Raw genomic sequence first — 12,897 nt, 5'->3', positions numbered from 1 at the left:
ATGGACGACGCCGTACTGGAGAAAGTGATCCGCCGGCACCTCAAGAACCTGCCCGAGGACCAGGAGCTGGCCCCCGAGGCTTCGCTCAAGGAGCTGGGGCTCGACTCGATGAAGGCGGTCGAGCTGCTGTTCGACCTGGAGGACGAGCTGGGGATCGCCTTGCCCGACAACGCGATGACGCGCGAGACGTTCGCCACGCCGGCGAGCCTCAAGCAAGTCCTGCTGGATGCGGCGGCCGTCTCATGACCGCGACGATGACCACCGCGGCCGACCTGTCCGGCCGGCTCGACACAGTGCTGCCCGTGTTGCGGGAGCAGGCCGACGCGGTGGACACGGCGGCCGCTTTCCCGGAGCGCTCGGTGGCCGCCTTGCGGGAGAGCGGGCTGATGGGCCTGCTCGTGCCCACCGGTTACGGTGGCCTCGGCGGGGACCTGCGGGCGCTCGTCTCCGTGGCCGGAGCGCTGGCCGGCGAATGCATGTCCACCGCGATGATCTGGGCGATGCACTGCCAGCAGGTGGTCGCGCTCGTTCAGCACGGCAGCCCGCAGTTGCGTGAGCGGCTGTTGCCGCGGATCGCCGCGGGCGAGGTGTACGTCGCGTCGGTGACCAGTGAGCGAGGCAAGGGCGGGCACCTGTTCACCGCGGAGGCCCCGTTGCGGCGCCGAGGCGGGCGGGTACTGCTGGAGCGGGACGCGCCGATCGTCACCGGCGGCCACCACGCCGACGGGTTCCTGATCACCATGCGGGACAGCGAATCCGCCGGGTACAACTCGGTCACGCTGGTGTACGCCGACCGGGCCGAGCTGACGGTGACGCCCGGCGACGGGTCGTGGAACCCGATGGGCATGCGCGGGACGCACAGCGGGCCGGTCAAGCTGACCGGCGAGGTGGACGAGTCGAGCATCGTCGGGGAGCCGGGTGCTTTCCGGACGGTGGCGGTGTCCGGGTTCGTCCCGGTCGGGCACGTCGCGTGGGCCGGCTGCTGGATCGGCGGGGCGCAAGCGGCCCTGAGGTCGGTGCTGGAGCTGGTGCGCAGCCCGGCCGGGCGCAAGCAGTTCGACCTGGACTCGGAGCTGTTGCGGGCCCGGCTCGCCCGCGCCCGCCTCGACCTGGACACGATGGCCGCGTTGCTGGCTCAGGTGATCCGGGACATCGACCAGGGCGGCGACCCGGAGGACGTCCCGGTGCAGCTGCGCCTGAACGGGCTCAAGGTGCACACGGCCGAGCGGTCCCTGGCGGTGATCGACCTGCTGATCGAGATCGTGGGCCTGCGGTTCGGCTACATGCGGGGCACGGCGATGCCGCTGGAGCGGCTGTTCCGGGACCTGCGCTCGGCCAGCCTCAACTATGCCAACGACCGGCTGCTGCAGGCGAACGGGACGCTCGCGTTGCTCGACCGGGCCGTCACGCTGACCTACTGACCCCGGGAAAACGGTGAGCACCATGGACGGCCGGCTCCGCTTGCCCGGGCCGCCGGGCACCGCGCCGATCGGTTTGGCGGTGGTTCCCGCGGCCGGGGAGACCGGCCCGGTCGACGACGCGGAACGGCGATCGGCGGCCGGGATGGCGCCGTGGCGGGCCGCGGAGTTCCTCCGTGGCCGGGGACTGCTCCGCGGCCTGACGGCCGAAGTGCTGCACCTGGCACCGGAGGCGGTCGGCTTCCGGGTGGAACCGGGCGGACGGCCCCGGCTGCGCGGTCACCCGGCCGGGGTTTCGGTGTCGCACACCGACCGGCACACCGCGGCGGCCGTCTGGCCGGACGGTGCGGTCGGGGTCGACGTGATGGAGCCGCCGGACGAGCTGGACGCGCGGTTGGTCCGGCGCTGCTGCGGCGAGCGAGCCGAGCGGATGCTGGCGGAGCCGGGCGCGGCCGCCGGCTTCGCGCGGGTGTGGGCCGTGCAGGAAGCGTGTGTCAAGGCGGTCGGGCTCGGTCTCGGCGGCCTGCCGTGGCGCATCCCCGTCGATCCCGGCGCCCGGCGCGGCCGGTGGCGCGGGGTGCGGTGGGAACTAATGGACACCGGCCTGCCGTGCGTACTCGCCGTGGCCGTACAGGAAACTCCAAGGAGGAGCGTTGCAGACCTCGCAGTCCTGGTACAACATCCTGCCCGATCTGGACTTCACCCTGCCGCCGGACCGGCCGCCGGAAACTGACAGCGGCAGCGGGTCCCTCGATCCGCAGGTCCCGCTGAGCCTGATCCGGCAGGAGATGTCGCGCGAGCGGTGGATTCCCATTCCCGAAGAGATCCAGCGGCGTTACCGGCAGTGGCGGCCGACGCCGCTGGTCCGGGCGACCGGGTTCGAGAAGGCGCTGGGCACCCAGGCCCGGATCTACTACAAGTACGAAGGCGCGAACCTGTCCGGAAGCCACAAGCTGAACACCGCCATCGCGCAGGCCTACTACTACAAGGCGGCCGGGGCCAAGCGGCTCGCGGTGGCCACCGGCGCCGGGCAGTGGGGCACCGCCGTGGCCGCGGCCTGCCAGATGTTCGGCCTGGAATGCCACGTGTACATGGTGCGGACCAGCCTGGAGAACAAGCCCTACCGCAAGACGATGATGGAACTGCTCGGCGCCACCGTGGTGGCCAGCCCGAGCGACGAGACCGAGGTGGGCCGGCGGTTCGCCGCGGAGGGCCAGCACGGTGGCACGCTGTCGATCGCGCTCGCCGAGGCGATGGAGTCCACGCACGACCCGGGCACCCGGTTCTGCGCGGGCAGCGGTGAAACCTACGCGCTGCTGCACAACACGGTGATGGGCCTGGAAGCAGGCGAGCAGATGTCCGAAATGGACGATCGGCCGGACATCGTCATCGCCGGGCTCGGCGCGGGCAGCAACTTCGGCGGGCTCGCCTTCCCGTTCCTGCGTGACAGCCTGCCCTCGGGCGGCGGCGTGCGGTGCGTCTCGGTCGAACCCGCGGCCTGCCCGAAGCTGACCCGTGGCCGCTACGCCTACGACTACACGGACAGCTCGGAAAAGAACCCGATGCAGAAGATGTACACACTCGGCTCGCGGTTCGCGCCGCCGCTCATGCACGCGGGCGGCCTGCGCTACCACGCCACGGCCAAGATCATCAGCGCGCTCTACGACCGGGGCCTGATCGAGGCGGTGGCCTACCAGCAACGGGAGATCTTCGCTTCGGCCACCCTGTTCGGCTCGTGCGAGGGCATCGTGCCCGCGCCGGAGAGCGCGCACTCCGTGCACGGCGCGGTGGTCGAGGCGGCCAGGGCCGACCGGGACGGGACCCGGCCGGCGATCCTGCTCTCGCTGAGCGGGCACGGCCTGTTCGACATGGCGGCCTACCAGGCGTACCTGGCGGGCGAGATGGACAGCGACATCGAGGTCCCGGACGAACTGATCGAACGATCCCTGGCTCAGTTGCCCCGCCAGCCGGATCTTGCCGTGACCTGACGTGGAGGAGACCGTTATGAGCGTGAGCACGGACAGCACGGCCGGGTTCCGTGAGTTCATGACCCACTGGCCGACCGGCGTCACGGTGGTGACCAGCCTGGACGGCGGCGTTCCGGTGGGGTGCACGGTGAACTCGATCATGTCGCTGTCGGTGCGGCCGCCGCTGCTGGTCGTCTCGCTGGCCACGGACAGCGAGACGCTCGCCGCGATCCAGGTGACCGGGTCGTTCGGCCTGAACGTGCTGTCGGCCCGGCAACAGCTGCTGTGCCAGCGGTTCGCCGGTCAGCCACAGGGCGACCGGTTCCTGGGGGTCGAGACCGAGCTGGTCGGTTCGCTGCCGTTGCTCGCCGGCGCGTCGGCGTCGATGGTCTGCCGCGTGCAGGACGAACTTCCCTACGCCGACCACGTGCTGCTCATCGGCGCGCCGGAATGGGAGTCCATCGCGCACGACCGCACGCCACTGGTCCTGCACCAGCGCGGCTATCACAAGGTGGACTGACCATGGACTACCAAACGCTCAGCGTGCTGGGCCCCGGCGAGGACGGTGTCGCGGAGGTCGTGCTGCGCGGCACCGGCGAGGGAAACGCCTTTGGTGGCGCGTTCTTCTCCGAGCTGCCGCAGCTGGTCGCCGACCTGGAATCGGACCAGTCCGTGCGGGCCGTCGTGTTGCGCGGGTCCGAGGACGGTTTCAGCGTCGGGCTCGACCTGCGGTGGTACCTGACGCACTACCGGCGGCTGGCTCGCGGTGGCGACGGTGCGCTGCGGGCCGGGCTGCTCGCGGAAGCCGCCACCATGCAGCAGGCGATAACCTCGGTTTCCCGTGGCCGCCTGCCTTTTGTCGCCGCCGTGCACGGCGGCTGCGTCGGTGCCGGACTGGACCTGGTGTCCGCGTGCGACATCCGGCTCGCTTCGGCGGACGCTTTCTTCTCGCTGCGGGAGATCCGGATCGGGGTGGTCGCCGATCTCGGCTCGTTGCAACGGCTTCCGCGGATCATCGGGGCGGCGAGCACCCGGGAGCTGGCCCTGACCGGCCGGGACGTGCCGGCGCGCGAGGCGGCCCAGCTGGGCCTGCTGACCAGGGTGCAGCCGGATCCGGAGACGCTGTGGCGCGACGCGCGGGCGGTCGCCGCGCAGATCGCCGCCCATCCGCCCCAGGTCGTCGCCGGCGTGCGGGACGTGCTGGACCGGACCCAGGACCTGTCGCTGGCGGAGGGCTTGCGTTACGTCGCGGTGTGGAACGCCGCGTTCCTGCCTTCCCCTCAGCTGCCGGAGTTGCTCGCCGCCGCGCTGCGGGAGTCGGTGCGGGAACCGGTGTGACCCGGCTGCGGCCGACCGGCCGGCGGCCGGCGCTGGCCGGTCTGCTGCAGTCGCCCCTGCTGCCGCCCGGCCGGCCGCTGTGGCGCGTCAGCCAGCTGCTCGTCGGGCTGGTCCTCTACGGCGTCAGCGACGCCATGGTCGTGGTGTCGGGACTGGGAGTCGAGCCCTGGGACGCGCTGTCGCAGGGCTTGTCGCGCACGGTCGGCCTGACCATCGGGATCTGGACCAACCTGATCGGCGCCGCCGTGCTGCTGCTGTGGATTCCGCTGCGGCAGAAGCCCGGCCTCGGCACACTCTGCAACGTCCTGATCGTGGGCACCTCGATGGACGTCACCCTGGCGCTGGTCGCGGGCCCGGACGCGCTGTGGCTGCGGTGGACCCTGCTGATCGCCGGGATCGTGCTCAACGGGTTCGCGACCGGGTGTTACCTCGGGGCCCAGGCCGGCCCCGGGCCGCGGGACGGCCTGATGACCGGCCTGGCGTCGCGGGGCCATCGGCTCTGGGCGGTGCGCTGGGGCATCGAGCTGACCGTGCTGGCGATCGGCTTCCTGCTCAGTGCCACGATCGGGATCGGGACGCTGCTCTACGCGTTCGGCATCGGGCCGCTGGTCAACTTCTTCATCCCCCTGCTGGACATGGACCGCCGGAAGCGGTCTTCAGCCCGCCAGTGAGGCGCGCCGTTCGGTGGTGGCCCTGGCGGCCGCGCCGAACTCGCCGAAGATCGCCGCCGAGACCGGGTCCGACGCGGCGTACCATTCCGGATGCCATTGCACGGCAAGGCAGAACGGGCTCGTCGGGATCTCGCCGATCAGGGACACCGCCTCGATCACTCCGTCACGGGACACCGCCTCCACCCGCAGACCGGTGCCGAGACGATCGATGGCCTGGTGGTGCAGCGAGTTGACCGACACCGTCGGTGTGCCGAGCAGCCGGTGCAGCACCCCGCCCTCGGTGAGCCGGATTTCGTGGGCCGGGAGGTACTGCTGGTCCCTCGGCCGCGACACGTCCTCGCGGTGGTCGTCGTTCGGAAGGTCGCGCAGGGTGCCGCCGAGCGCGACGTTGAGCTCCTGCAGGCCCCGGCAGATCCCCAGCACCGGCAGCCCCGCCTTCAGCGCGGCCGGCAGCGCCACCAGCGACATCAGGTCGCGTTCCGGGTCGCCCGGCTTCGAGTTCGGCTCGCCGTGGTACCAGATCGGCAGCACGTCGGTCTGGTGGCCGCCGAACACCACGCCGTCGAACCGGTCGAGCTGGCCCAGCGCGTAACGCCCGCCGAGCACGGCCACCGCGCAGCCCGACACCTGTTCCAGCGCCTGCACATACACCTCGCGGACCGCGACGTGCGCCACGTCGTCCAGCTCTTCGGCCGCGCCGGCGAGCGCGATCAGCGGACGGTCGGCGGGGCTGGTCATCCGGACGCCGCCAGCGCGGCCGTGAGGTCGGCGATCAGGTCGTCGATGTGCTCCAGGCCGACGGACAGCCGGATCGAGCCCTGCGTGACGCCCGCGGCCAGCTGGTCCGCCACCGGCAGCTGGGCGTGTGTCGTGGACGCCGGGTGGGTCGCCATCGACCGCACGTCGCCGATGTTGGTGACGTGGGCGATCATCCGGAGCGACTCGATGAACCGGCTGCCCGCCTCCTGGCCGCCGTTGAGCTCGAAGTGCACCAGCGGCCCGCCGTTGCCGTGGAGGTACCGCCGCAGCAGGTCCGCCTGGTAACCGTCGCTCAGGCTCGGGTGCCGGACCGCGGCCACCGAGGGGTGCCCGGCGAGGAAATGCGCAACCGCGCGCGCGTTCTCCCCGTGCGCCCGCATCCGCAACGGCAGCGTCTCGATGCCCTGGATCAGCAGGAACGCGTTGAACGGGCTCAGGCACGGTCCCAGATCGCGCAGCAGGGTCTCCCGCGCCTTGAGCAGATACGGGCTGGACCCCAGTGAACTGTCCAGAGTGGAACCGGCGCTGGTCCACACCACGCCGCCGTGCGCGGGGTCGGGCTCGGTCAGCAACGGATGCCGGTCGGCGTGCCGCGTCCAGTCGAACGTGTTCGAGTCCACAATGAGCCCGCCGAGCGCGCTGCCGTGCCCGCCGATGTACTTCGTCGCCGAGTAGACCAGGATGTGCGCGCCGAACGACAGCGGGTTGCAGACCATCGGCAGCAGGGTGTTGTCCAGTACCAGGGGCACCCCGGCCAGTTCGGCGAGTTCGGCGACCTCTTCGATGGGGAAGATCTGAAGTTTGGGGTTGGGCAGTGTTTCGCCGAAGTAGCAGCGGGTGCGCTCGTCGGTGGCCCTGGCGAAGTCCTTCGGGTCGTCCGGGCTGACGAACCGGGTCTCGATGCCGAACCGGCTGAAGGTGTGGGCCAGCAGGTTCCAGGTCCCGCCGTAGAGCTCGTTGGAGCTGACGATGTTGTCGCCGTGCTGGCAGAGGTTGAGCAGGGCCAGGGTGATCGCGGCCTGGCCGGAGGACACCGCCAGTGCCGCCGGCGCGCCGTCCACGGCGGCGATCCTGGCTTCCAGCACGTCACAGGTGGGGTTGTTCAGCCGGGTGTAGGCGTGCCCGTTGACTTGCAGGTCGAAGATCCCCGCCGCCGCGGCGGTGCTGGGCAGCTCATAGGCGACGGTCTGGAAGATCGGCGTGCTCACCGGCCCGGTCGGCCCCAGGCGCAGTTCGGCGCCCGCGTGCATGACGCCGGACTCGGCCTGCCGGTAGGTCTTTCCCTGGTGTGACGGCACGCGACTGCTCCCTCGGTTCGGTCATGGACGAGACGATGGCGCTCATCGCGCTGGGCTGCCCCTGCGGTCCACGGGTGAACAGCCCGCCGAGCACGGCGTCGACGGCGACGTAGCCGGGATCGGCCAGCCGGGCCTTCCTGGCCTTGCCGAGATTCCAGAACGGGGTGCGCGGGTCGAGGTGGTGCTCGAGGTGGTAATTGTCGTTGTGGATCCCGGTGAGGAACTTCTCCCAGTCGCGGCTCTTGCGGTTTCGGGTCATGTAAAGGTCCACATTGGAGTCACGGACGAGGGGCGTGTGCTCGGACAGCTCGATGTACCAGCCCAGGAGCTGGAAACTGGTCAGGTACGGCACCACCCAGAACAGCAGCAGGCCCGGAAGCCACCCCTGCCACCAGCACACCCCGGCGACGACGAGCCAGAAGGCCCAGAATCCGAGGCGGTCGAGTACCCGCTTGTGGCGTCGCAACGTCCGCGTTCCGCTGGAGGACTGGGTTTCCCGGCCCTTGTGCATGCGGTACCGGTTGGTCACCAGGTACTTGAGGTAGGCCCAGGTCTGTGTGCCGAACAGGGGCATGAGCACGATCCGGCGGACGTAGGCACGCGGCGAAGCGACCTCGTAGGCCTTCTGCTGGATGAAGAATCGCAGATCCGGGTCGCGCTCCGGATTGCCCAGCGCGGGATGGTGGGTGAAGACGTGCGAGAGCTTGTACGCGTAGTGCTGCTGGAAGATGGGATAGGCGGTGAGCACCGTGCCGATCAGCATCTGCAGCCGGCGGTTCGCCGCGCCGGAACCGTGCGCACAGTCGTGCAGAATGGTGGACAGGCCGCGCTGCCGGGCGCCGATCACCAGTACTGCCAGCGGATAGAACCACCAGGACACCGCCAGGCACAGCCAGGCGCACAACGCCATCCAGGCGATGTCGATCAGCCAGGCGACGCCGCTGTGCCAATTGTCGCTGCGGTTCAGCTTTTTCATTTCGGTGTTGATGTCATCGGCAAAGCGGTACATCCGGTATCGCTTGCCGTCGAATGCCCAGGTGGTCTCCATGCGGAAAAACCCTCGGATCTAGGGCGTACAGAACGCGCCTGAGCAAGTTGGTGGCGGCCAGCCGGCCGGGACCATGGGTGAAGCCTAGTCCCGCCACACTCCGACGCAACTTGATCGTGGGCAGGTGCGGAGTCCGGCGTCCGCGGCGAATCGGGCGCAGGACGTTGCTGTAGCGGAATTCGAGCTGTCCGGAGCCTGACATCTGCGCGATCGCGGTGTCTTTGGCAGGTTGTCACAGTTTTCGCAGAGGAATTGGATCGCCTCGCGCCGGCGCCGTGGGTCGTCGGCGTCACGGAGATCTCGTGCCGGGAGTTGCGGTGGTGGAACGTGCCCGTGCCGGTGGGAGGTCAGCGGGCCGCGTGCAGCCCGCCGGTGACCGGGATGATGGTTCCGGTGACGAAGCTCCCGGCGTCGTCGGCGATCGCGGCGATAACCCGCCCGACGTCGTCGGGGACGCCCACTCGTCGCAGCGGTGTCTGTGCCGCGAGGGTCTCGGTGACGTCGGCGGGGGCGTTGGCGGCGGAGTTGCCGGTGCGGATGTAGCCGGGGGACACGACGTTCGCGGTGATGCCGGAGGGGCCGTACTCGACGGCGAGGTAGCGCGCGAAGGTGTTGAGCGCGGCCTTGGCCGTGCCGTGCGCGATGCCCGACGGCACGGCGGAGTGGGTCGCCATGTCGCTGGACACGAACACCAGCCGGCCGTGCCCCTGCGCGGTCATGATCTTCAGCGCGGCGGCGGTGACGTGGAAGGCCGCGGCGAGTTCGTCGGTCACCTTCGTCGCGAAATCGTTCCAGGCCAGTTCGCCGAACGGCGTGAACCGCACCGGCGTGGCCGCGTTGCACACCAGCGCGTCGAGCTGCCCGAACTGCTCCATCGCCGTGCTGATCAGACTTGCGGCCTGGTCCGGGTCGCGGACGTCACCGGGAACGGCGACGCCGTCTCCGCCCGCCGCGCGCACGGCGTCGACGACCTGGTGCGCGTCGGCTGCCCGGGAGAAGTAGTTGACCACGACCCGGTAGCCGCGCTTGCCCAGCTCGACCGCGGTCGACGCGCCGATCCCGCGCCCGGCGCCCGTGACTACGGCGACTTGGTGGTTTCCCATTCTCGGCTCTCCTCTATGTCAAGTGCCTGACATGTAACTCGTGGACTGGTGTCAAGTCAAGTACTTGATATAGTCGGCGGATGCGTGACGTGAACCATGGCCTCGGCTACACGGTCTGGCAGCTCCAGCACCGGATCCAGCGGATGCTGGAACGCGAGATGAGCGAGTTCCGGGTCACGCTGGCGCAGGCGTCCGCACTGGCCCGGCTGGAGGAGGAGCCCGGGATGTCCTCGGCGGACCTCGCCCGCCACCTGCTGCTGAGCCCGCAGGCCGTCAGCCTGATGATCAGCCGGCTGGAAGCGGCCGGCCACCTGGTCCGCACCACGGCGACGAGCGGCCGCAGCCAGCCACTGGCCATCACGGAATCCGGCCAACAAGTCCTCGGCGACGCGGAGAAGGCGGTCAAGCGCGTTCGTGCGGCGGTGTTCGGCGACCTTGGCGCGGGCGAGCAGGCGCTTTTGCAACAGCTCCTTGACCGGTCACTGCAGACGGCCAAGGACTGCTGCTGAACGCTGGCGATCGGGTCAACCGGCGGAAATGCCGCCGTTGACGCTGATGGCCTGGCCCGTCAGTTTGGCCGCGCCCGGGCCGCCGAGGAAAACGATCAGCGACGCCAGATCGTCCGGTTCGGCGACGCCCAGGTGTGCTTGCGCGGCGGCCTTTTCGAACAGTGCCTTGCTGAATCCGTCCCGTAGCACGTTTTCGGCGGTCGGTGTGCCGGCGATCAAGGACGGCGTCACGGCGTTCACCCGCACCCCGTCGCGCTTGGCCTCGATCGCGGTGACGCGGGAGAACATCACGATGGCCGCCATGGCGGCGCCCAGCACCGCTTCGCCCGGGGTCGGAACTTTCGCGGCGTCGGAAGCGATGTTGACGATGCTGCCGCCGCCCTGCTCCCGCATGACCGGCAGCACCGCCCGGGTCAAGTGCATCGGTGGCAGCGCCTGCCGGCTCAGGATCTGGGCGACGTCGGCCGGCGGCGTCCGGTGCAGGAGTTCGGGCCGGTAGGTCGCGGTCATCGAGTTCACGAGCACGTCGATCGCGCCGAGGGCCGACCGCACCTCGCCGACCGCGGCGTTCACCTGGTCGATGTCGCCGGCGTCGGCCGGGACGAACACCACCTCGGCGTCCGGGTGCCGGTCCTGGAGCGCCTTGCACGCCGTGCTGCCGCGTTCGGCGTTCCTGGCGAGGAGCGCGATGCGGCGGACGCCGGCCGCCATGAACCCGAAGGCGCTGGCCAGCCCCACTCCGGAGGTGCCGCCGGCGATGAGCACCGCGGACTCGGGGTAGTCGCGGACAACGGGCACATGTGCCGGCACAGGGACCTCCGGGGGTCGTTGGGTACAGGACGGTTCGGTTTCCACTCTTACCGCCAACGCGAACCGTCCGGCCAGTGTGCCATATAGGCCAGACCATTTGCATGGTTGGACCGAAGAGGTACACTCGAGCGGCCTGGCTCACCTCGATACAAGGGAGTAGCGGATGGTCGGCGTGCAGGTTCTGGAGACGTCCTATTGGCCCGCGGAGCCAGGGGACGTTTCCGACGTCACCGTCTGTGAGACGCTTCGCGCCGCCGCCACGGCGGTGCCGGACCGCCTGGCGCTGGTCGACTGCGTGCCGGACAGCGAGGCCAGGGAAACCTGGACCTACGCCGAATTCGTCGCCGACGCGGAACGTGTCGCCCGTGCGTTGCTGAAGCGGTTCTCGCCGGGAGACCGCATCGCCATCTGGGCGCCGAACAGCGCCCGGTGGATCGTGCTCCAGCAGGGGATCGCCATGGCCGGAATGGTGCTGGTGGCCCTCAATCCCGCGTACCGGGCCAGGGAAGTGACCTTCGTGCTCGACCAGTCCGGGGCGGCCGGCTTGTTCTGCCCGAGGACCTACCGGGAGTTCGACATGGTGGGCATGCTCGAAGGCGTCCGGTCGGAAGTACCGGGCCTTCGGGAGATCGTCACCTTCGACGAGTGGGAGTCCTTCGCCTCGAGCGGCGATCCGGACCAGTCGCTGCCGGCGGTGCGCCCGGAGGACGTCATCCAGATCCAGTACACGTCCGGGACCACTGGCTTCCCGAAGGGTGCGATGTTGCACCACAAAGGACTCTTGAACGAGGCCCGTCACGTGGCCGAGCGCGCGGGCATGGCCGACGGTGGCGTGTATGTCAACGCGATGCCGATGTACCACATCGGCGGCGGCGCGGTGACTTCCTTCGGGGCGTGGGCCAAGCGCGGCACCTTCGTGATCCTCCCCGGCTTCGAACCCGCGCTCCTGCTTGAAGCGTTCGAGGCCTACCGGGGCACGCACACCCTGGTCGTCCCCACCATGCTGATCGCGATGCTGGACCACCCGGACTGCGCCCGGCGGGACCTGGCGAGCCTGCAGACCATCCTGAGCGGAGCCGCGTCCGTGCCTGCGTCGTTGGTGCGCAAGACACAGCAGAGGCTGAGCTGTCAGTTCAGCATCCTTTTCGGACAGACCGAGGCCCACGGTGTCGTCAGCCAGACCCGGGTGACCGACTCGGCGGACGACCAGGCGGAGACGGTGGGGCAGCCGCTCCCGCAGCTGGAAGTGAAGATCGCGGACCCGGAGTCCGGCGAACCCGTGCCACTGAACGAAACGGGGGAGATCTGCTGCCGGGGATACCAGAACATGCTCGGGTACTACCGGATGGAAGCGGAGACGCGCGCGGCGATCGACGCGGACGGCTGGCTGCACCTCGGCGATCTCGGGTCGATGGACCAGCGCGGTTTCGTCACGATCCGCGGCCGGATCAAGGACATGATCATCAGGGGCGGGATGAACATCTACCCCGCCGAAATCGAGGCCGCGCTCGGGGATCACCCGGCCGTGGAGTACGCCGCCGTCATCGGCGTGCCCGACGACAAGTGGGGAGAGCAGATCGGCGCCGTGGTCAAGGTGCGCCGCGGCGCCGGACGGCCCTCGGTGGAAGAGCTCACCGCCTATCTGAGGGCGGAGATCGCCCCGCACAAGACGCCGGTCTACTGGGCCTTCGTGGAGGCGATGCCGACCACGCCGAGTGGCAAGATCCAGAAATTCGTCCTGCGCCGGCAGGCCGAGGCGGGCGAACTCCGGTTCGACTTCGTGCGATCCACGCGTGCGGACAATGTGGGAGCGCAGGGTTAGCCGTCTCGAAAGGGGCACGCAGGTGTCACCCGAATGGGGGGAAGCTGCCGAGGTTGCCCTACTTTGGTTGCTTATTCATATGGTTAGACCATAATGAAAACACCTTCGCCGAGCGAAGAGGACCAGGGCCTGCTGCTTTCCTGCGTCAGACTGC

The 12,897-nt window shown here is 69.7% G+C and carries 14 protein-coding genes; 9 read left to right on the top strand and 5 right to left on the bottom strand.

The genetic code is table 11. The annotated features are described in order from the left end of the window. Genes OG943_RS19525 through yczE form a run of 7 tightly spaced genes read left to right on the top strand, consistent with a single transcriptional unit; the run spans position 1 to position 5,394 of the window. Positions 1–246 (top strand): phosphopantetheine-binding protein, encoded by a 246-nt coding sequence (locus OG943_RS19525; protein ID WP_328611220.1) that lies wholly within the window; start codon positions 1–3, stop codon positions 244–246. After that, positions 243–1,421 carry an acyl-CoA dehydrogenase family protein gene (locus tag OG943_RS19520; RefSeq protein WP_328611219.1) on the top strand — a complete coding sequence of 393 codons (1,179 nt, stop codon included), beginning with the start codon at positions 243–245 and terminating at the stop codon, positions 1,419–1,421. The genes OG943_RS19525 and OG943_RS19520 overlap by 4 nt, the downstream gene beginning before the upstream one ends. A 22-nt stretch (positions 1,422–1,443) precedes the next feature. After that, entirely contained in the window at positions 1,444–2,151 is a 708-nt protein-coding gene (locus tag OG943_RS19515) for a 4'-phosphopantetheinyl transferase family protein (protein ID WP_328611218.1), read from the top strand. Continuing rightward, entirely contained in the window at positions 2,072–3,406 is a 1,335-nt protein-coding gene (locus OG943_RS19510; RefSeq protein WP_328611217.1) for a TrpB-like pyridoxal phosphate-dependent enzyme, read from the top strand. Before OG943_RS19515 ends, OG943_RS19510 begins: the two co-directional genes overlap by 80 nt. A gap of 16 nt (positions 3,407–3,422) precedes the next feature. Next, complete coding sequence (locus OG943_RS19505; RefSeq protein WP_328611216.1) at positions 3,423–3,905, top strand: flavin reductase family protein; 483 nt, start codon at positions 3,423–3,425, stop codon at positions 3,903–3,905. Between the two features lie 2 nt (positions 3,906–3,907). Next, the gene (locus OG943_RS19500; RefSeq protein ID WP_328611215.1) at positions 3,908–4,723 is read left to right on the top strand and encodes an enoyl-CoA hydratase-related protein; all 816 of its coding nucleotides are present in this window, start codon (positions 3,908–3,910) and stop codon (positions 4,721–4,723) included. Beyond that, complete coding sequence (yczE, locus tag OG943_RS19495; RefSeq protein ID WP_328611214.1) at positions 4,720–5,394, top strand: membrane protein YczE; 675 nt, start codon at positions 4,720–4,722, stop codon at positions 5,392–5,394. The genes OG943_RS19500 and yczE overlap by 4 nt, the downstream gene beginning before the upstream one ends. Here the strand turns inward: yczE and OG943_RS19490 are convergent. The 4 genes from OG943_RS19490 to OG943_RS19475 all read right to left on the bottom strand — a co-directional run bounded on the left by OG943_RS19490 (position 5,380) and on the right by OG943_RS19475 (position 9,602). Further along, positions 5,380–6,132: a gamma-glutamyl-gamma-aminobutyrate hydrolase family protein gene (locus OG943_RS19490; RefSeq protein WP_328611213.1), complete on the bottom strand. Its 753-nt coding sequence runs from the start codon at positions 6,130–6,132 to the stop codon at positions 5,380–5,382. The two genes, yczE and OG943_RS19490, sit on opposite strands and share 15 nt — an antisense overlap. Further along, positions 6,129–7,403 (bottom strand): O-acetylhomoserine aminocarboxypropyltransferase/cysteine synthase family protein, encoded by a 1,275-nt coding sequence (locus OG943_RS19485; RefSeq protein ID WP_328612102.1) that lies wholly within the window; start codon positions 7,401–7,403, stop codon positions 6,129–6,131. Before OG943_RS19485 ends, OG943_RS19490 begins: the two co-directional genes overlap by 4 nt. Then, a complete protein-coding gene (locus OG943_RS19480; protein WP_328611212.1) occupies positions 7,327–8,499 on the bottom strand; it encodes a fatty acid desaturase family protein in 1,173 nt (390 codons plus the stop codon). Before OG943_RS19480 ends, OG943_RS19485 begins: the two co-directional genes overlap by 77 nt. Before the next feature lie 347 nt (positions 8,500–8,846). Continuing rightward, a complete protein-coding gene (locus tag OG943_RS19475) occupies positions 8,847–9,602 on the bottom strand; it encodes an SDR family NAD(P)-dependent oxidoreductase (RefSeq protein WP_328611211.1) in 756 nt (251 codons plus the stop codon). An 80-nt stretch (positions 9,603–9,682) separates the two neighbouring features. Here OG943_RS19475 and OG943_RS19470 point away from each other — a divergent pair, with 80 nt between their 5' ends. Continuing rightward, positions 9,683–10,111 carry a MarR family winged helix-turn-helix transcriptional regulator gene (locus OG943_RS19470; protein ID WP_328611210.1) on the top strand — a complete coding sequence of 143 codons (429 nt, stop codon included), beginning with the start codon at positions 9,683–9,685 and terminating at the stop codon, positions 10,109–10,111. Between the two features lie 15 nt (positions 10,112–10,126). Here OG943_RS19470 and OG943_RS19465 read toward each other — a convergent pair whose 3' ends face one another. Next, positions 10,127–10,921, bottom strand: a complete 795-nt coding sequence (locus OG943_RS19465) for an SDR family NAD(P)-dependent oxidoreductase (RefSeq protein ID WP_328611209.1) — start codon at positions 10,919–10,921, stop codon at positions 10,127–10,129. A 163-nt stretch (positions 10,922–11,084) separates the two neighbouring features. On the opposite strand from OG943_RS19465, the gene OG943_RS19460 reads away from it, so the two are divergent. After that, on the top strand, positions 11,085–12,743 hold the full coding sequence (locus OG943_RS19460) for an AMP-binding protein (RefSeq protein ID WP_328611208.1): 1,659 nt from the start codon (positions 11,085–11,087) through the stop codon (positions 12,741–12,743). The last annotated feature ends 154 nt before the right edge of the window (positions 12,744–12,897 follow it).

It is taken from the genome of Amycolatopsis sp. NBC_00345 (genome assembly GCF_036116635.1).
Lineage (GTDB): Bacteria > Actinomycetota > Actinomycetes > Mycobacteriales > Pseudonocardiaceae > Amycolatopsis.
This window is presented reverse-complemented; position numbering and strand designations above follow the sequence as displayed.